The following is a 20,641-nucleotide window of genomic DNA, read 5'->3' as shown; positions in this document are numbered from 1 at the left end:
AGCGCAAGCTCCTTGGCGCGGCGCGGAGGGTGGAGGTCATGGGGCTCACGACTTTCCGAACTCATCGGAAATGAGGTCGAAAATGTCTTCCGCTGTTGCTGTCTCAAGCTCGCTATGAGCCGTGGAACGGTCCGCTTCGCGTTCCGTGTCGCTCCACTTGGCCAGCAGGAGCCGCAGGCGGCCGGTGACTCGGCGACGGGCCGCCTCGTCCACCGCGGACGGCTCCGACGCCGAATCCCACCTGTCGAGGTCCGACAGCAGCCGCCCCTCGGAGGTCACGTCGGTGTCGACAAGTCGCTCACGCAGGAAGTCCGCCATCTCTTTGGGCGTGGGGTGATCGAAGATGAGAGTGGGCGGCAGATCGATACCGGTGGCGGCGGTGAGCCGGTTACTGAATTCGACGGCGGTGAGGGAATCGAACCCCAGCTCCTGGAATGGCTGGGCGGGGGGAATGGCGTCGATGTCGGGGTGGCCGAGGATTGCGGCCGCGTGTGTCTGCAGGTGATGGAGCAGGAGTTGATGCTGCTGGGCGGGTGTGCCCTCGGCCAGTTGTTTCTGGAGCGAGCTGATGGCCGCCGTCGAATCCGCGGCGTCGGTGTCGGCGCCGGACGACGGGGCGGGCATGAGGCGGGTGAGGAGAGGGCTCGGCCGTTGCGCCGTAAAACTGGCCGGGAACTTCTGCCAGTCGATATCGGCGACGGTGACGGTGATGTCGTCGTGGTCGAGGGAGTGCTGAAGGGCGGCGACGGCGAGATCCGGGTCGAGCGGATTCATCCCGCGCCGGTTGTAGTAGTCGATGACCGCCTCGTCGGCGGCCATGCCCGCGTCGCCCCAGGGCGCCCAGGCGATGCTGGTGGCGGGGAGCCCCAGGGCCCGGCGGTGTTCGGCGAGGGCGTCGAGGTAGGTGTTGGCGGCGGCGTAGGCGGCCTGCCGACTGCCGCCCCAGGAGGCCGCGCCGGAGGAGAAGAGAACGAAGGCGCTGAGGTCGTGGTCCTTGGTCAGCTCATGGAGATGGGTGGCGGCGAGCGCCTTGGGCTGAAGGACCTCGTTGATATGAGGGAGATCGATCTCCGCGAGCGATGTGTTCTCCGCGATACCGGCGGCGTGGATGACGGCGGTGAGGGGGTGTTCGGTGGGGATGGCTTCGATGAGGTGGTGGAGGGCGGTGCGGTCGGAGACGTCGCAGGCGGTGAGGGTGACGGTGGTGCCGAGTTCGGTGAGTTCCTGGGCCAGCTGGTCTGCTCCGGGTGCGTCGGGGCCGGAGCGGCTGGTGAGGTGGAGGTGGGGTGCGCCGTTGCGGGCGAGCCAGCGTGCGAGGTGGGCGCCGAGTCCGCCCGTACCGCCGGTGATGAGCGTCGTGCCGGTCGGCTGCCAGGGGACCGTCAGGGCTTCGGTGGCGGGCGCGTGCTCAAGACGGCGGCCCAGGATGGTCGAACGCAGCGCCACCTGATCCTCGGGCTGCCCGGGCATGAGCAGCCCCGCGATCCGGCTGGGAGTGCGGGCATCGATGGTGTCGGGCAGATCGATCAGACCACCCCAGAGCTGGGGGTATTCCAGGGCGGCAACCCGGCCGAACCCCCAGATCTGTGCCTGGTGCGGACGGGGGAGCGCATCGGAGGAAGTGGCCGCCACGGCGCCCTGGGTGAGGCACCACAGGGCTGCGGGCTGCCCGAGTTCATCGAGGGCCTGGACGAGGGCCATGGTGGCGGCCAGCCCCGTGGGAACGGCCGGGTGATCCGGGTGGCGGGCCTCATCGAGAGCGAGGAGGCTCAGCACACCGACGGGTGCGGTACGTGCGCCGACGGGGCCTACGAGCTGCTGGGCGAGGGCTTCGCGATGAGCGGCAACGGTGTCGATGGTCAGCGTCTCGTGAGCCGCGCCGTGGTCATCGAGCGCCTGGACGGCGGCCTCGACGGCCGGGTGCCCGGCCAGGCCGGACGGCACAAGGAGCAGCCAGGTCCCGGTGAGGGCAGGAGTGGCGACGGCGTCGGGCAGGCGGTCCCAGGCGATCCGATAGCGCCATGAGTCGATGGTGGAGTGCTCCCGGTGCCGTCGCCGCCAGGCCGAGAGAAGGGGGAGGGCCGGGAGCAGGGCATCGATGCCGGAGCTGTCCTCCCCCAGCCGGAGCGTGCTGGTGAGGGCATCCACATCCTGCGCTTCGATGGCGCCCCACAGCTGTGCCTCGGCCGGGTCGTGCTGCGCGCCGCGGCCATCGGGACGGCGCGTGGGCGGGGCGAGCCAGAAGCGTTGGTGTTGGAAGGCGTAGGTGGGGAGTTCGACGGTACGTGGGGCCGGGCTGGCGGGGAACCAGGGCGTCCAGTCGACGTCGATTCCGGCGGTGTGGAGGCGCGCGAGGGCGTGGGCGAAGGCTTGGGTTTCGGGTTGTTTGCGGGTGAGGGTGGTGGTGAGAAGGGGTGTGGGGTGGTTGTTGTGGTGGAGGGTGTGTTGGGTGGCGGTGGTGAGGACGGGGTCCGGTCCCAGCTCCAGAAAGACGCCCGCCTCGGGAGCGATACGGGTGATGGCGGGGTGGAAACGGACCGGCTGCCGGATGTGCTCGGCCCAGTAACCGGGGGTGGCGATCCGTTCGTCGGCGGGTTCCCCGGTGAGATTGCTCAGCAGCGGAAGGGTGGGCCGGTGAAACGTCAGCTCCGCGATGGCTTGGGTGAAGGGTTCGAGGATGGGGTCCATCAGCGGTGAGTGGAAGGCGTGGCTGACGGTGAGGGTCTTGGTCTTGTGGCCTTTGGCGGCCCAGGTGGCGCTGATCGAGGCCACTCGTTCGGTGGGTCCGGAGATGACGGTGTTGTCGGGGGTGTTCAGGGCGGCGATGGTCACGTGACCTTCGTGTGCGGCAAGGTCCTCGGCGAGTTCGTCGGGGGTGGCGGCGATGGTGGCCATGCCGCCGCCTTCCGGGAGTCCGCCCATGAGGGTGGCGCGGGCGGCGACGAGTCGGCAGGCGTCGGGAAGGTTGAAGACGCCTGCGATGTGGGCGGCGGCGATTTCTCCGATGGAGTGGCCGATGACCACGTCCGGATGGATGCCGGTGGAGGCCAGAAGCCGGGCGAGGGCGAGGTGGAGGGCGAAGAGCCCGGCTTGCGCGTAGGTGGTGTGGTTCAGCAGCTGCGCGTGCTGCTGGCTGAAGACGACGTGGCGTAGGGGCTGCTCCAGATGGGGGTCCAGAAGCGCGCACACCTCGTCGAAGGCTTCGGCGAAGACCGGGAATCGGTCATACAGCGCCGCGCCCATGCCGGGGCGCTGGCTGCCCTGACCGCTGAAGAGGAACACCGTCTGGCCCGAGACCCCTGCGGCCCTTCCGGGATCTGCAACGGCCGGGTGTGGTGCGCCGCTGGCCAGGGCCTGCAAGCCCGCCGCCAGTTCGTCGCGGCTTTCCCCGACCACGACCGCCCGGTGGTCGAAGAGCGAGCGAGTCTTCAGCAGCGACCAGCCCGCCTCCACCGGGGATACGTCGTCCTCAGCGCAGACGTGCTCGGCCAGGGCCCCCGCCTGCCCCCGAAGGGCCTCTGGGCTGTGCGCGGACACCAGCCACGGCACGACACCGCCGCCGACGGGATCCGGTGCTACCTGCTGGGGAGCTTGCTCCAGGACCAGATGGGCGTTGGTGCCGCTGATGCCGAAGGACGACACACCTGCCCGGCGCGGCTGCTCACCTTGCGGCCACGGGACCGGCTCGGTGAGCAGCCGTACGTCCCCCTCGGACCAGTTCACGTTCGGGGTCGGCTCGTCGATGTGCAGCGAGGAGGGCAGGAGCCCGTGCCGCATCGCCATCACCATCTTGATGACGCTGGCCACCCCGGCGGCGGCCTGGGTGTGGCCGATGTTGGACTTGATGGAGCCGAGCCACAGCGGTCGGTCCTCCGGCCGGTCCTGTCCGTAGGTGGCAAGCAGCGCTTGAGCCTCGATCGGGTCGCCGAGCGTCGTCCCGGTGCCATGGGCCTCGACCGCGTCCACCTCGGACGGCGTCAGGCGGGCGTTGGCGAGCGCCTGCCGGATCACCCGCTGCTGCGACGGCCCGTTCGGCGCCGTCAGGCCGTTGCTCGTGCCGTCCTGGTTGACCGCCGAGCCCCGTACGAGCGCCAGTACGCGGTGACCGTTGCGCCGGGCGTCAGACAGCCGCTCCAGCAGTACGAGCCCCACGCCCTCGCCCCACACCATGCCGTCGGCGGCCGCGGCGAACGGCTTGCACCGGGCATCGGGGGCCAGGCCGCGCTGGCGGGAGAACTCGACGAACGCGCCCGGGGTGGCCATCACCGTCACCCCACCGGCCAGGGCGAGGGTGCATTCGCCCTGCCGTAGCGCCTGAGCGGCCAGGTGCATGGCCACGAGCGAGGACGAACAGGCCGTGTCGACTGTGACTGCGGGCCCTTCCAGGCCGAACGAGTACGCCACCCGGCCGGACACCACGCTGCCGATGTTTCCCGTGGCGACGTAGCCCTCGACATCGCTCGCCGTATCGCCGGTGAGCGACAGATAGTCCTGGGAGGTCACTCCGGCGAAGACACCGGTGTTGCTGCCGCTCAGCGCGTCGCGGTCGAGTCCCGCGTCCTCGAAGGTCTCCCACGCGGTTTCGAGGAGCAGCCGCTGTTGGGGGTCCATGGCGACCGCTTCGCGCGGACTGATGCCGAAGAACGCCGCGTCGAACGCGGGCGCGTCGTGCAGGAAGCCGCCCTCGCGGACGTAACTCGTACCCGAGTGGCCGGGGTCGGGATGGAAGAGCGCGTTCAGGTCCCAGTGCCGGTCGGTGGGCATTTCCGAGATGGCGTCGCGGTGTGCGACGACCAGCTCCCACAGATCCTTCGGATTGCGCGCGCCACCGGGATAGCGGCAGGCCATTCCGACGATCGCGATGGGCTCGTCGAGCGCGGCGGCGGTCGGCGCAGGGGCGGTGACCGCCGTCTGCAGCCCCGTGATGTCGGCACACAGACGGGTCGCCAGGGCGTGCGGCGTGGGGTGGTCGAAGATGAGGGAGGGCGGAAGGTCGATGCCCGTGACAGTGGCGAGCTGGTTACGGAGTTCGACGGCGGTGAGGGAGTCGAACCCCAGCTCCTGGAACGGCTGGCTGGGGGAAATGGCATCCGGCCCGGCGTGGCCCAGGATCGCGGCCGCCAGGGACTGGATCTGGTGCAGGAGCAGCTGATGCTGCTGGGCGGGGGAGCCGGCGTCGAGCTGCTGACGCAGCGGTGTGACGAGCGACGGGGTACGGCGACGGTCCGCCGGGTGTACGGCGGGTTCGATCAGGTCGGAGAGCAACGGGCTCGGCCGTTGTGCCGTGAAGGTGGCGGAGAACTTCTCCCAGTCGATGTCCGCGATGGTGACGGTGGTGTCGCGGTGGTTGAGCGCGTGGTGGAGTGCTGCGACCGCGAGATCGGGGCTCAGCGGAGCCAACCCCCGCCGCCCGTAGAAGGAGAGCGCCGTTTCGTCGGCGGCCATGCCCGCGTCGCTCCAGGGTCCCCAGGCGATGCTGGTGGCGGGGAGTCCTTGATGGCGTCGGTGTTCGGCGAGGGCGTCGAGGTAGGTGTTGGCGGCGGCGTAGGCGGCCTGCCGACTGCCGCCCCAGGAGGCCGCGCCGGAGGAGAAGAGGACGAACGCGCTGAGGTCGAGTTCTCTCGTCAGGTCATGCAGATGCGCCGCGCCCAGGGCCTTGGGCGCCAGTACATGCTGGAGGCGTTCCGGCGGGAGATCGGCGATCAGCTCGGTGTCGGAGGCGCCCGCGGCGTGGATGACGGCGGTGAGGGGGTGTTCGGTGGGGATGGCTTCGATGAGGTGGTAAAGGGCGGTGCGGTCGGAGACGTCGCAGGCGGTGAGGGTGACGGTGGTGCCGAGTTCGGTGAGTTCCTGGGCCAGCTGGTCTGCCCCGGGCGCGTCGGGGCCGGAGCGGCTGGTGAGGTGGAGGTGGGGTGCGCCGTTGCGGGCGAGCCAGCGTGCGAGGTGGGCGCCGAGTCCGCCCGTACCGCCGGTGATGAGCGTCGTACCGGTCGGCTGCCACGGAAGGCGGCTCGTGGACGGCTGGGGAGCGCGGCTGAGACGGCGGCCGTACGTGCCGGTGGCGCGGATCGCGGCCTGGTCCTCGGGCTGCCCGGGCGCGAGGAGCGCCGCGAGACGGTCGGAGGTGTGGTGGTCGATGACGGTCGGGAGATCGATCAGACCACCCCAGCGACGGGAGTGTTCCAGCGCGGCTGAGCGGCCGAACCCCCAGGTCTGCGCCTGCCGCGGGCTGGGGAGCGGATCGGCGGGATGGATGGCGACGGCACCCTGGGTGAGACACCACAGGGGCGCGGCGACGTCGGCGTCACCGAGAGCCTGGACCAGGGCGGTGGTGGCGACGAGCCCGGAGGGAACCGCGGCGTAGCCGGGATCCGGCTCCTGGGCGAGTGCGAGCAGGCTCACGATCCCCTTCGGCTCGCTGTCGAGGGTGAGCCGGGTGAGTGCTTCCGCCAGATCGCCGCGATGGGCTTGGCGGGTGTCGAGCGTGTGGGGGAGCGGAGTGGCACCGTGCCTGGTGAGGGCCTGTACGACGGTCGCCACGGCGGGGTGATCGGCCTGGTCGGTCGGGATGAGCACCAGCCAGGTGCCGCTCAGGGCCGCCGTGGTGGAGTCGGGCAGCTGCTGCCAGGTGGTCCGGTAGCGCCAGGAGTCGATGACCGCCCGCTCGCGGTGCTGCCGCCGCCAAGCCGACAGAGTCGGCAGCACGGCGCTCAGCATGGGCTGCTGATCGGCAGGGGAGTCGAGGGTCGCGGCGAGAGATTCCAGATCCTCGCGCTCCACGGCGTCCCAGAACGCCCGGTCCGCTTGCGCGGTCTCGGTGGCGGCCGTGGCCGTTTCGGAGGAGGCGAGCCAGAAGTGCTGGTGTTGGAAGGCGTACGTGGGGAGTTCGACGGTGCGTGGTGTCGGGACCGCGGGGAACCAAGGGGTCCAGTCGACTGTGGTCCCGGCGGTGTGGAGCCGTGCCAAGGCTTGGGCGAAGGCTTGGGTTTCGGGTTGCTTGCAGGTGAGGGTGGCCGTGAGCAGGGGTGTGGGGTGGTCGTTGTGGTGGAGGGTGTGTTGGGCGGCGGTGGTGAGGATGGGGTCCGGTCCCAGCTCCAGAAAGACGCCCGCCTCGGGAGCGACACGGGTGATGGCGGGGTGGAAACGGACCGGCTGCCGGATGTGCTGGGCCCAGTATTCGGGGGTGGTGATGTCTTGGTTAGCGGGTTGTCCGGTGAGGTTGCTCAGCAGCGGAAGGGTGGGTCGGTGGTAGGTGAGGTCCGTGATGGCCTGGGTGAAGGGTTCGAGGATGGGGTCCATCAGAGGTGAGTGGAAGGCGTGGCTGACGGTGAGCATGCGTGTCTTGCGGCCGCGTTCGGCCCAGGCTGTACTGATCTGTGTGACGAGGGGGGTGGGGCCGGAGATGACGGTGTTGGTGGGGGTGTTGAGGGCGGCGATGCTGACCTGGCCGTCGCTTGCGGTGAGGTCGTCGGCGAGTTCGTCGGGGGTGGCGGCGATGGTGGCCATGGCGCCCCCGGTGGGGAGCTGGCCCATCAGGGTGGCGCGGGTGGCGACGAGTTGGCAGGCGTCGGGGAGGTCGAAGACGCCTGCGATGTGGGCGGCGGCGATCTCGCCGATGGAGTGGCCGATGACCACGTCCGGGTGGACGCCGGTCGAGGTCAGAAGTCGGGCGAGGGCGATGTGGAGGGCGAAGAGCCCGGCTTGGGCGTAGGTGGTGTGGTCCAGCAACTGCGCGTGCTGCTGGCCGAAGACGACAGGCCGGAGGGGCTGTTCCAGATGGGGATCCAGAAGCGCGCACACCTCGTCGAAGGCTTCGGCGAAGACGGGGAATCGGTCATACAGTGCCGCGCCCATGCCGGGACGCTGGCTGCCCTGACCGCTGAACAAGAACACCGTTTGACCCGGTGCGGTCGGGGTGTCTTCGGAGTGCGTCACCCTCGGGTGTGGCGCGCCGGTGGCCAGGGCCTGCAAGCCCGCGGCCAGTTCCTCGCGGCTTTCGCCGACCACGACTGCCCGGTGGTCGAAGAGCGAGCGGGTCTTCAGCAGCGACCAGCCCACCTCGACCGGCGATACCTCGTCGTCGGCCGTCACCCGGTCGAGCAGAGCGGACGCCTGGCCGCGCAGCGCCTCCGTACTCCGTGCCGACACCACCCACGGCGTGACACCGCCTGCCTCGGCGACCGGTGGTGCGGCCTCCGCGGCCTCCGGGGCCTGCTCCACGATCACGTGGGCGTTGGTGCCGCTGATGCCGAAGGACGACACACCCGCCCGGCGCGGCTGCTCACCCTGCGGCCAAGGGACCGGCTCGGTCAGCAGCCGTACGTCACCCTCGGACCAGTCGACGTTCGGGCTCGGCTCGTCGATGTGCAGCGAGACCGGCAGCAACTCGTGCCGCATGGCCATCACCATCTTGATCACCCCGGCCACGCCCGCGGCGGCCTGGGTGTGGCCGATGTTGGACTTGATGGAGCCGAGCCACAGCGGACGGCCCTCCGGCCGGTCCTGTCCGTACGTGGCCAACAGCGCCTGGGCCTCGATGGGATCGCCGAGAGTAGTTCCTGTGCCATGCCCTTCCACCACATCGACCTCGGCGGGCGAGAGACAGGCGTTGGCGAGTGCTTGGCCGATCACTCGCTGCTGCGATGGGCCGTTCGGCGCCGTCAGGCCGTTGCTGGTGCCGTCCTGATTGACTGCCGAGCCTCGCATGACCGCCAGTACGCGGTGGCCGTTGCGTCGGGCGTCCGACAGCCGCTCCAGCAGCAGAAGTCCGGCTCCCTCTCCCCAGCCCGTGCCATCGGCCGCCGAGGCGAAGGGCTTGCACCGGCCGTCGGCCGCCAGCCCGCGCTGGCGGGAGAACTCGATGAAGGTGGTCGGGGTGGCCATCACCGTCACCCCACCGGCCAGGGCGAGGGTGCATTCGCCCTGCCGTAGCGCCTGAGCCGCCAGATGCATCGCGACCAGCGACGACGAGCACGCAGTGTCCACCGTCACCGCCGGTCCCTCCAGACCGAAGGTGTACGCCACCCGCCCCGACATCACGCTCGGGGTGCCGCCCGCGAGGAGATAGCCCTCGACCTCCTGGGCCGACGAGCGTCCGACCGCGCCGTAGCCCTGATAGGTGCCGCCCGCGAAGACGCCGGTGTTGCTGCCGCTGAGCGCGTCACGGTCGAGTCCGGCGCTCTCGAAGGTCTCCAAGGCGGTTTCGAGGAGCAGCCGCTGTTGGGGGTCCATGGCGAGCGCTTCGCGCGGGCTGATGCCGAAGAACGCCGCGTCGAACGCGGCCGCGTCGTACAGGAAGCCGCCCTCCCGCGCGTAGCTGGTGCCCAGACGTTCCGGATCGGGGTCGAAGAGCGTGTCCAGGTCCCAGTGCCGGTCGGTGGGCATCGCCGAGACGGCGTCCCGGCCCTCGGCGACCAGCTTCCACAGCTCCTCCGGGGAGCGCACCCCACCGGGGTAGCGGCAGGCCATGCCGATGATGGCGATGGGCGCGTCATCAGCGGCAACGGAGGACGCAGGGGCGCCGACAACGGCCTTCCGGCCGGTGAGTTGAGCGCGCAGATACGTGGCGAGCGCACTCGGCGTGGGATGGTCGAAGACGAGCGCGGGGGCGAGTTCCAGACCAGTGGTGGCGACGAGCTGGTTGCGCAGTTCGACAGCGGTGAGCGAGTCGAAGCCGAGTTCCTGGAAGGGCTGCGCGGGCGGAACCGCGTCGAGGCCCGGATGACCGAGGATGGCCGCGGCGAGGGTCTGGATGTGGCGCACCAGGAGCTGCTGCTGTTGGTCCGTCGCCGTGGCGGCGGCGAACTGCTGCCGCAGCGGAGTGGCCCCGGCGGCGGGTGCGGTGGCGGTGGCGGTGGTGTCCTCCACGGGGCGCGCCGTCACGGGGGCGAGGAACGGGCTCGGGCGCTGCGCGGTGAAGGCGCTGGAGAACCTCTCCCAGTCGACATCGGCCACCGTGACGGTGGTGTCGTCGTGCGTCAGGGCGTGGTGCAGGGACTTGAGGGCGAGGTCGGTGGTCAGCGGGGAGAGACCGCGCCGCCTGAGGTGGGAGAGCGTGTTCTCGTCGGCGGCCATGCCCGCCTCGCTCCACGGGCCCCAGGCAATGCTGGTGGCGGGGAGCCCCAGGGCCCGGCGGTGTTCCGCGAGGGCGTCGAGGTACGCGTTCGCCGCGGCGTAGGCGCCCTGCTGCCCGCTGCCCCAGGTCGCGGCGTTCGACGAGAAGAGCACGAAGGCGTCGAGACCGAGGTCCCGGGTGATCTCATGCAGATGAGTGGCGGCCAGCGCCTTGGAGTGCAGCACGTACTGCAGTCGCTCGGGGTCCAGTTCGGCGATCGGGCCGAGGTCCATGGTCCCGGCGGTGTGGATGACGGTGGTCAGGGGGTGTTCGGCGGGGATGTAGTCGATGAGGTGTTGCAGCGCTGCCCGGTTCGAGACATCGCATGCGGAGATGGTGACCGAGGCACCCAGAGCGACGAGTGCTTCGCTGAGCTGGGCGGCTCCGGGCGCGTCGGGGCCTGACCGGCTGATGAGGTGGAGGTGGGGTGCGCCGTTGTGGGCGAGCCAGCGTGCGAGGTGGGCGCCGAGCCCGCCCGTACCGCCGGTGATGAGCGTCGTACCGGTCGGCTGCCAGGGCGCGGGGTTCGCGGACGATCCGGGAGCGGCGTGGCCGAGGCGGCGGGCGTAGGTGCCGTTGGTACGGATCGCCGCCTGGTCCTCGGGCTGCCCCGGGACCAGCAGGGCAGCCAGCCGTCCGGCGGTGTGGTGGGTCACGGTGGCGGGCAAGTCGATGAGCCCACCCCATTGCTGCGGGTGTTCGAGGGCGGCGACCCGGCCCAGCCCCCAGACCTGGGCCTGGCCCGGGTGGGGGAGCGGATCCGTACGGCCGGTGGCGACCGCGCCCTGCGTAAGGCACCACAGGGGAGCGGTGATACCGGCGTCGCCGAGCGCCTGGAGCAGCGTGACGGTGCCGATGAGCCCGGCGGGTACGGCGGAGTGTTCGGCGTGCGCCGCGGTGTCGATGGCGAGCAGGCTGAGCACACCCGAGATCGGGGCATCCTCGGCCCACTGGGTCAGCCGCTCGGAGAGGGCATCGCGACGCAAGTGCTCCGCAGGAAGCACGTTGACGGACGCGGCGGCGCCATGGGTCTGCAGGGCGTGGACGACGGTCCGGACGGTGGAGTGGTCCTCTTGTCCGACGGGGACGACCACCAGCCAGGTGCCGTCCAGGGCCGCCGTGGTGGAGTCGGGCAGCTGCTGCCAGGTGGTCCGGTAGCGCCAGGAGTCGATGACCGCCTGCTCGCGATGCTGCCGCCGCCAAGCCGACAGAACGGGGAGCGCGGGCAGGAGCGCGTCGATGCCCGGGCCGTTCTTCTCCAGCTGGAGTGTGCTGGTGAGGGCGTCGACGTCCAGCTCTTCGATGGCGTGCCACAGCTGTGCCTCGGCCTGGTCGGTTCCCATCCCGGCGGCGCCGCCGGTACGGGCAGCGGGCGGGGCGAGCCAGAACCGCTGGTGCTGGAAGGCGTACGTCGGCAACGCGACGAGCCTCGGGGCCGGGCTGGCGGGGAACCAAGGAGCCCAGTCGACGTCGATCCCGGCGGTCTGGAGCCGTGCCAAGGCGTGGGCGAACGCCTGAGTTTCGGGTTGCTTGCGGGTGAGGATGGCCGTGAGCAGGGGTGTGGGGTGGTTGTTGTGGTGGAGGGTGTGTTGGGTGGCGGTGGTCAGGACGGGGTCGGGGCCGAGTTCGAGGTAGGTACCGGTATGGGGTGCGGTGTGGGTGATGGCGGGGTGGAAGTGGACGGGTTGGCGGATGTGCTGGGCCCAGTATTCGGGGGTGGCGATCTGTTCGTCGGCGGGTTCCCCGGTGAGGTTGCTCAGCAGCGGAAGGGTGGGCCGGTGGTAGGTGAGGTTGCTGATGGCCTGGGTGAACGGTTCCAGGATGGGGTCCATCAGCGGTGAGTGGAAGGCATGGCTGACGGTGAGCATGCGTGTCTTGCGGCCGCGTTCGGCCCAGGCTGTACTGATCTGTGTGACGAGGGGGGTGGGGCCGGAGATGACGGTATTGGCGGGGGTGTTGAGGGCGGCGATGCTGACCTGGCCGTCGCTTGCGGTGAGGTCCTCGGCGAGTTCGTCGGGGGTGGCGGCGATGGTGGCCATGGCGCCCCCGGTGGGGAGCTGGCCCATCAGGGTGGCGCGGGCGGCCACGAGTCGGCACGCATCGGGGAGGTCGAAGACACCTGCGATGTGGGCGGCGGCGATCTCGCCGATGGAGTGGCCGATGACCACGTCCGGGTGGATGCCGGTGGAGGCCAGGAGCCGGGCGAGGGCGATGTGGAGGGCGAAGAGCCCGGCTTGGGCGTAAGTGGTGTGGTCCAGCAACTGCGCGTGCCGCTCGCTGAAGACGACAGGCCGGAGGGGCTGCTCCAGATGGGGATCCAGAAGCGCGCACACTTCATCGAAGGCTTCGGCGAAGACCGGGAATCGGTCATACAGCGCCGCGCCCATGCCGGGGCGCTGGCTGCCCTGACCGCTGAAGAGGAACACCGTCTGGCCCGAGACCCCCGCGGCCCTTCCGGGATCTACGACGGCCGGGTGTGGCACCCCGTTCGCCAGGGCCTGCAAGCCCGCCGCCAGTTCCTCGCGGCTTTCCCCGACCACGACCGCCCGGTGGTCGAAGAGCGAGCGGGTCTTCAGCAGCGACCAGCCCACCTCGACCGGCGATACCTCGTCGTCGGCCGTCACCCGGTCGAGCAGGGCGGCCGCCTGGCCGCGCAGCGCCTCCGTACTCCGTGCCGACACCACCCACGGCATGACACCGCCCGCTTCGGCAACTGGTGGTGCGGCCTCCGCGGCCTCCGCGGCCTCCGGGGCCTGCTCAAGGATCAGATGCGCGTTAGTACCCGAGATGCCGAACGACGACACGCCCGCCCGGCGCGGATGCTCACCCCGAGACCACTCCGCTGCCTCGGTCAGCAGCCGCACCTCACCCGCGCTCCAGTCCACATGCGGGGTCGGCTCCTCGATGTGCAGCGAGGCGGGCAGCAGCTGATGCCGCATCGCCATCACCATCTTGATCACACCCGCGGCACCCGCCGCCATCTGGGAGTGGCCGATGTTGGACTTGATGGAGCCGAGCCACAGCGGTCGGTCCTCCGGCCGCTCCTGTCCGTATGTGGCCAGCAGCGCCTGGGCCTCGATCGGGTCGCCGAGCGTCGTCCCGGTGCCATGTGCCTCGACCGCGTCCACCTCGGACGGCGTCAGGCGGGCGTTGGCGAGCGCCTGCCGGATCACCCGCTGCTGCGAGGGCCCGTTCGGCGCGGTCAGCCCGTTGCTCGCGCCATCCTGGTTGACCGCCGAGCCCCGTACGAGCGCCAGTACGCGGTGACCGTTGCGCCGGGCGTCCGACAGCCGCTCCAGCAGCAGGACACCGACACCCTCGGACATAGTCATGCCGTCGCTGTTCGCCGAGAACGCCTTGGACCTGCCGTCCGGGGCGAGTCCCCGCAGATCGCTGAAGCCGATGAGGCCGGCCGTCGAGGACATCACGGCGACCCCACCGGCCAGCGCCAGATCGCATTCGCCCTGCCGGATCGCCTGGCAGGCGAGATGCATGGCGACCAGCGACGAGGAGCACGCGGTGTCCACCGTCACCGCGGCGCCCTCCAGCCCCAGGGTGTACGCGACCCGGCCGGACACCACACTCGCGGAGCTGCCGATGGTGAAGTACCCGGCCGAGCCCTCGGGCACCTGGGAGGCGTCCGTGCAGTAGTCGAGGTGGTCGCAGCCGATGAAGGTGCCGGTGAGGCTGCCCCGCAGCGATTCCGGATCGATGCCCGCGTGCTCGATGGCCTCCCACGACGCCTCCAGCGCGAGCCGCTGCTGCGGTGCCATGCCCAGGGCCTCGCGCGGGCTGATGCCGAAGAACGCGGCGTCGAATCCCGCCGCGTCGTCGAGGAAGCCGCCCTCGCGACAGTAGGTGGTCCCCGGGTGCTCCGGGTCGGGGTGGAAGAGGTTGTCCAGGTCCCAGTTGCGGTCCGTGGGCAGTTCCGTGATGGCGTCCCGCTCGGTGGCGACCAGCTCCCACAGCTCTTCCGGGGAACGCACCCCGCCCGGGAACCGGCACGACATTCCCACGACGGCGACCGGTTCGTGCCCGGCCGACTCGACATCCTTCAGGCGGCGTTGTGTCTGACGAAGGTCCGCCGTCACACGCTTCAGATAGTCGAGAAGCTTCTCTTCATTGCTCGCCATTGTCGGCGCACCCACTTCCCCTCGGCGAGAACCGGCGACCACGAAACCGCTATGAGCGACGGCAGTCGTAACTGCCCCGCAAGGTTGTTCCGTCGGGGAAGGTGAAGCTAGTGGCGTCCTTGAAATGTCCGGGACCGAGTACCTGGTAATCGTCCACCACGTCCATGTTCACGCCCTCGGTCTTTCCGGTGGCGCTGGGCGTGACCACCTGGCTGAGCGGGCCTTTGAACACCAGGTGGCCGTTCCTCCAGCCGGGGGAGGAGTAATTCGCGGAGGAGCCCCAGTTGTCGTGGTACTGGACGATGAACTTTCCGTCCACGGGATCCCAGCCGAACGTCGACCGGCCGACCACATGGCCGGGTTCCAGCGTCGCGTCGGTGTAGTAGTAATGCCCGCCCATGGCCCGCTTCGTGGTCAGGTGCATCACCGCCTCCTTACTGCCCGGTGGGGGTGTGTAGTCGCACGTATAGGACCCGAGGAGGAATTCCAATGCGCGCATCTGGGGCGGTGCGGGCAGCGGGTTCGCGGAAGTGGCGCGCGACGGCCTGTCCCCGGAGTCGGCCCCGGACTCGGCCTCGGGTTCGGCGTTCACCGGAGTGACGGCGAACGCCACGAGACCCACGGCGACTAGGCCCGTGTGTACTGCCTTCCCGGTACGCATACGCGACTCCCATCGGTAATCGGGCTTTGATCGGGCGCTGACCTGCGGCTGAGCCACCTGGCAAGCCCTGGAGCGGATACGGCGACCATCATTTGCGCCGTCCCTAAAGGTGCTCTAACGCGTGGCTTGGCGCCGCGCCTCATTAGCCCAGCTTTAGACCGGCCGTCGAGCATGAACCGGACGTCGGGATGAAGGAGGATGGCGATGAGCGGCTGGTCGGCGCTGGAGAAGTACATCGATCGGGCACCCACCTCGAAGGAGATGATGGGCTGGATCGAACTGATCGTCAGCCAGGGCATTCGCCGGGCGGGCTATTCCGCCGACAGCTGGACCGAGGAGTGGGCCGCCGAGCAGTTCCGGGAAGTGGGACTGGAGGACGTCCGGCTGGAGCCGCTGGACACGCCGGTCTGGCGGCCGCGGTCGGCCGCCTTCGAGATCTGGCCCGCGGACCGCCCCGGCGAGGTCACCCGCTTCTCCGGGCTCGCCCTGCCGTACACCACCCCCACCGAGGGCACCGAGGGACGGCTGGTGCGGATGGAGGACGGGGAGGTCGGCGGCGGCATCGCCGTCCAGGAGATCGGCTTCACCCAGCTGCCGCAGACGGAGGTGCAGGCCCGCGCCACCGATGCGTACGACCCCGAGGGGGTCTTCCCCGATCTCGTCCAGACCGTGCCGTTCGACCTTCCGCATGTGCTGGACTTCGACATCGCCATCAAGGACGGGGCGACCGCGTACGTCGGCCTGCTCACCGGTGTGCCCTGGGAGACCAGCGACTTCTACTGGCCCTATGACGCCGAGCTGCGGTCGATCCCCGGGATCTGGCTGAGCGGCAGCGACGGCGAGCGGGTCCGTGAGCTGATGGCCTCGGGCGCGTGCGAGGGCCGGATCATCTCCGATGCCACCATCACCGAGGAGACCACCCACAATGTGGTGGGCACCCTGCCCGGCGCCTCGGACCACTGGGTGATCATCGGGTCGCACCACGACGGACCGTGGGCCTCGGCGGTGGAGGACGCCTCGGGGGTGGCGCTCGTCCTCGCGCAGGCCACGTTCTGGGCGTCGGTGCCCCAGGAACTGCGGCCGCACAACATGCTGTTCCTGCTGACGTCGGGCCATATGGCCGGGGCCGCGGGCACCCAGGCGTTCATCGAGGCGCATCCGGAGCTGTTTCCGCAGGTCGTTCTCGAAATGCATCTGGAACACGCGGCGCGCCAGGCCGTCGTGGTGGACGGTGAGGTCGTGCCCACCGACGATCCGGAGGTGCGCTGGTGGTTCACCACCCAGGCGCCCGCGCTGGAGCGGCTGGTGGCCGATTCGATCGCGGCCGAGGATCTGCGCCGCTCGTGGATCCTGTCGCCGACCGCCTTCGCGCCGAACCCGGCCACCGACGGCGCGTACTTCTACTACACGGGTGTGCCACTGGTGCAGCTGATCACCACGCCGATGTACATCTTCGACCCCAGGGACACCCCCGACAAGGTGGACCAGCAGAGCCTGGTGCCGCTCACCATGGGCGCGGCGCGGATCATCGCGGGGACGCACGGCTGTGCGCCGGACACCCTCCGGGTGCCGCTGGAATCGACCTGAGGGCTGAGGGCTGAGGGCTGAGGGGTGACGGTACGTACGGGAGCGGCCCGCCGGTTTCCCGGCGGGCCGCCCTCATGCTGCCGTACTCACCGCGTGCGTGGTCCTACCGTGTGCGCAGCGCGCACGTGGCCTTGGCCGTCTTGTTCGGGTCGCTCTCGGAGCGGGCGGTGAGGACGACCTTGCCGTGCCGGTCGGCTCCGCTCTTCGCGGTCACGGCCACGCCCACGTCGACCGAGGTTCCGGCCTTGGCGGTGGCGAGCTGGTTGGGCAGCCACGCCGACCAGCCCCGGCCGGTGGCCGTGGTCGACAGCCGGTAGACATCCGAGTCCAGATGGGCGCCGCCGCTTCCGGCGCGCCCGGTGTTGGCGAGGTCGAAGGTGCACATGGCGCGGCCCTTCGAGGGGTGGCCCTTCGCCACGCCGCGGTCCAGGCCGACGCCACGCCGCTGCGGCCCGGAGCCGTCCAGCGACTTGACGGCGATGTCGTACGAGAGCACTCCGGACCGGTCGCGCTTCAGGTTCAGGACGTAGAAGTGCAGCCGGTTGGCCTTGTCGATGTACTCGTACTGGCTGCCGGAGTCGGCGCCGGCGTGGAAGAGCGCGTCGCTGAGCTGCCGGTAGTCGCCCATGGTGATCTTCTGCGTGGTGCCGTCGGGGCGTTGGAAGTCCACCATGTCGATGTCCTCGGGGTGGGCGTCGACCACCCAGGCGAACGGGGCCTGATCCTTGTTCTTCGTCTTGCTGATCAGCACTCCGTTGTCCGGGGTGAACGAGTCCATGCCCATGCGGTCCACCGCCTCGACGGTGTAGTTGTCGTAGCCGCCGCCGTCGCACAGGGGGTCGGTCTTCCGGTCGCAGGACGGTGAGAGATCGCTGCCCAGCGTGATGTTGACGCCCGAGAGGCCCTTCTCGCCCGGTGGCGCGGAACGCGCCGTGACCCGGGCCACCGCGAGTCCGGAATCCGCCAGCGCGTCCCGGTCCAGGCGCAGGACGTTCTTCTCGTCCACGATGCCCAGCTTCAGCTTGTCGCGCAGCACATGCTGGGCGCCCATCGACCCACCGGCGGTGGCGGGTATCTGCCACCGGGTGTGCGGGCCGCCGGGGCCGTTGAACGAGCCGCGGGAGAGCATGCCCCAGATGCCGGTGTAGGAGCGGCTGAGGGGAGTGCCGTAGGGGTTGTTGTAGTTGTCGCCTATGCCCAGGATGTGGCTGAGTTCATGGGCGTACACGGCCATGCCGGAGCTTTCGGTCTGGAGGGACGAACCCTCCTCCGCGTTGGGCCAGATGCGGGCCGCGGCCTGCCACGACGTCCACGGTACGTAGCGGGTCGCCGCCGCGTTGCTCCCGGTGGAAGCGGGCGGGCCCCATACGGCCGGTACGTCCTGCCGGTCGGCGAACTTCATCTGGCCGAACTCCTGCCAGGTGGACGATTCGTCCTGCCCGGCCGCGAGATAGAAGACGAAGTCGAACTTCTCGGTTTCCCCGGCGCTCACGTCGGCGGTCCAGGCCGCCTTCCCGTCGGTCCGGATGTCCATGCCGCAGGTGTCCCCGGCCGGGCAGGCGCCCGGATTCATCGAGTCCTCGACCCCGTACTGATAGGACTTCGCGGGCATGCGGTACACACCGAAGGCCGTCAGGTCGACGCCGATGCGGCCACCGGAGTCCTCCATCCAGTACTCGTTGATGGTGTGACCGTTGTTGAGCGCGCCGGGCTTGTTGAGGAAGTCCTCGTAGAACCGCGGCAGGCGGTCGCGCGGTATGCCGGAGGCGGACGGCTGCGGGTTGCCGAACAGCGTCGATCCCGCCGGTTGGCCGACCGTGAACTCCTCGTCCGGGTAGTCCAGAAGCACCAGCGCGCCCTTGAAGGTGCGCTGCGTGGGCTCGACGTCCGGGTCGGCCCAGCGGGTGCCGGGGACCGCGCGGTAGTCGGCCCAGGTCATGTCGTCGGGGTTTTGCCAGCGCTGGGGGTCGATCGGGTCGACGAGGGGCGGCCGGGCGCTCGGCGTACGGTCGGGAGTGGCCCCCGCGGGCCCGGCTGCGACGGCGGCCAGGGCGGCGAGGAGCGTGGCGACGACCGTTAATCGGCGCACTCGTCTTCGGCGGAGGAACAAGGCTCACCTCTTGTCCGGAAGTGTTGCTCAGACAGAACCAGCCGTGCGCACGGTATGACTACGGCTGCCACGGTAAGCCGGGGGCCGGGGTGACGCCAGAGTGCCGCTGTGGCTTCCGCGACGGAAACCGGGCGTGCGCCACCGCGTTGACGAGCCGGAATCCCACCGCACACGGCTGCGGAGCACATCGAAAACCGCGATAGCGTGTACCGGCCAACGGGAAGGCGCCGCCGACCTCCTGTATGGCGCGACGTGTGGAAACCAGCCCAAGGAGCCCTCTTGACCAGCCCAGAAGAGCGGATGGCTGACCTGCTCAAGACCTTCGGTGAGCCAGCGGCGTGTACTGCGTACCTGCTGTGCGACCGGCATCCGTCGGACGCCGTGGCGTTCACCGTGGTGAGCAAGGACCTGACCAGCCATGACATGACGTTCGGTGAGCTCCGCGACCGCTCGTCGCGCATGGCGAGCGCCCTGGCCGACCTGGGCGTCGGGACCGGTGACCGGGTCGCCACCCTGATGGGCAAGTCCGCCGAACTGCTCATCGTGTCCCTCGCCATCTGGCGGCTCGGGGCCGTTCAGGTGCCGCTGTTCACCGCGTTCGCCCCACCGGCCATCGCGCTGCGCACCATCGGCAACGGCACCAAGGCCGTGATCACGGACGCCGACCAGCGCCCGAAGCTGGACCCGGAGTCCGGTTTCCCCGGTGAGCGGCCCTGGCAGATCATCACGACCGGCCACGCCACCGGCACCGACCTCGCCTTCTCCGAGCTGCTGGAGGCGCACGCACCGCAGCCCGAGCCGGTGGCGGTGGGCGGCGACGCCACCATCGTGGAGCTGTTCACCTCCGGCACCGCGGGCTCCCCGAAGGCCGTGCCGATCCCGCTGAACGCCGTCGCGGGCTTCGCGATGTACCAGGAATTCGGCCTGGACCACCAGCCCACCGACGTGTTCTGGAACGCCGCCGACCCGGGATGGGCGTACGGCCTGTACTACGCCATCATCGGGCCGCTCGCCCTCGGCCGGCGCAGCCTGCTGTTCAGCAGCCTGTTCTCCGCCGAGGACACCTGGCGCGTGCTGTCCGAGTACGGCGTCACCAACTTCACCGCCGGACCGACCGTCTACCGCAAGCTGCGCGCATCCGGCGCCGCCGTCCCCGGCGACCTGCGGCTGCGCTGCTGCTCCGCGGCCGGTGAACCGCTGCCCACGGATGTCGTCGAGTGGGCCCGGGAGACGCTCGGCGTCCCCGTACGCGACCACTACGGCCTGACCGAGCTGGGCATGACCATCGTCCACGCCTGGCATCCGGAGCTGCGCACCGACCTCAAGTCCGGCTCCATGGGCCGCCCGCTGCCCGGCTGGTCGGTGAAGATCCTGCGCGAGGACACCAACTCCGCCGAGGCGGCGACCGGTGTCCCCGGGCGGGTGGCGATCGACATCGCGAACAGCCCGCTGATGTGGTTCAAGGGCTACCTGGGCTCCCCGGAGCGCACGGCCGAGAAGTTCAGCCCCGACGGCCGGTGGTTCTACACCGGCGACACCGCGGCGAAGGACGAGGAGGGCGATCTGTTCTTCTCCGGGCGCGGTGACGACATCATCCTGATGGCGGGCTACCGCATCGGCCCCTTCGAGGTGGAGAGCGTGCTGCAGGAGCACGAGGCGGTGGCGGAGGCCGCCGCGGTGGGCATTCCGCACGACGAGTACGGCGAGGTCATCGAGGCGTTCGTCGTCCTGCGCCCCGGGACCCGGCCGGGCGAGACGCTCGCCGCCGAGCTGCAGCAGCTCGTCCGGGACCGGTTCGCCAAGCACGCGTACCCGCGGCAGATCCACTTCGTGGACGAACTGCCCAAGACCTCCAGCGGCAAGACGCAGCGCTTCCTGCTGCGCCCGCAGCCGACCACCGGCCGGGGCCACTGAGGCGGCGGGCCCCCTCACGGCCGTGGGGGGGGGGGGGGGGGGGGGGGGGGGGGGGGGGGGGGGGGGGGAGGGGGGAGAGGGGGGGGGGGGGGGGAGGGGGGGGGGGGGGGGGGAGAGGGGGA

At 70.3% G+C, this 20,641-nt stretch carries 5 protein-coding genes; 2 read left to right on the top strand and 3 right to left on the bottom strand.

From position 1 onward, the window contains the following. Nucleotides 1-45: 45 nt before the first annotated feature. Together ACZ59A_RS41200 and ACZ59A_RS41195 are read right to left on the bottom strand one after the other, a co-directional pair. On the bottom strand, nt 46-14,247 hold the full coding sequence (locus ACZ59A_RS41200; protein WP_470970029.1) for a type I polyketide synthase: 14,202 nt from the start codon (nt 14,245-14,247) through the stop codon (nt 46-48). A 49-nt stretch (nt 14,248-14,296) separates the two neighbouring features. Further along, a complete protein-coding gene (locus ACZ59A_RS41195; RefSeq protein WP_470970027.1) occupies nt 14,297-14,671 on the bottom strand; it encodes a hypothetical protein in 375 nt (124 codons plus the stop codon). A gap of 441 nt (nt 14,672-15,112) precedes the next feature. Between ACZ59A_RS41195 and ACZ59A_RS41190 the strand changes: the two genes are divergently transcribed. Then, on the top strand, nt 15,113-16,495 hold the full coding sequence (locus tag ACZ59A_RS41190; RefSeq protein ID WP_470970024.1) for a M28 family peptidase: 1,383 nt from the start codon (nt 15,113-15,115) through the stop codon (nt 16,493-16,495). Nucleotides 16,496-16,598: 103 nt separating this feature from the next. Here the strand turns inward: ACZ59A_RS41190 and ACZ59A_RS41185 are convergent, their stop codons facing one another. Then, nucleotides 16,599-18,584 (bottom strand): M6 family metalloprotease domain-containing protein, encoded by a 1,986-nt coding sequence (locus ACZ59A_RS41185; RefSeq protein ID WP_470970021.1) that lies wholly within the window; start codon nt 18,582-18,584, stop codon nt 16,599-16,601. 300 nt (nt 18,585-18,884) lie between these two features. Here ACZ59A_RS41185 and ACZ59A_RS41180 point away from each other — a divergent pair, with 300 nt between their 5' ends. Continuing rightward, complete coding sequence (locus ACZ59A_RS41180; RefSeq protein WP_470970018.1) at nt 18,885-20,519, top strand: AMP-binding protein; 1,635 nt, start codon at nt 18,885-18,887, stop codon at nt 20,517-20,519. Nucleotides 20,520-20,641: the final 122 nt, after the last annotated feature.

This window comes from Streptomyces sp. NPDC040405 (assembly GCF_055595765.1).
This window is presented reverse-complemented; position numbering and strand designations above follow the sequence as displayed.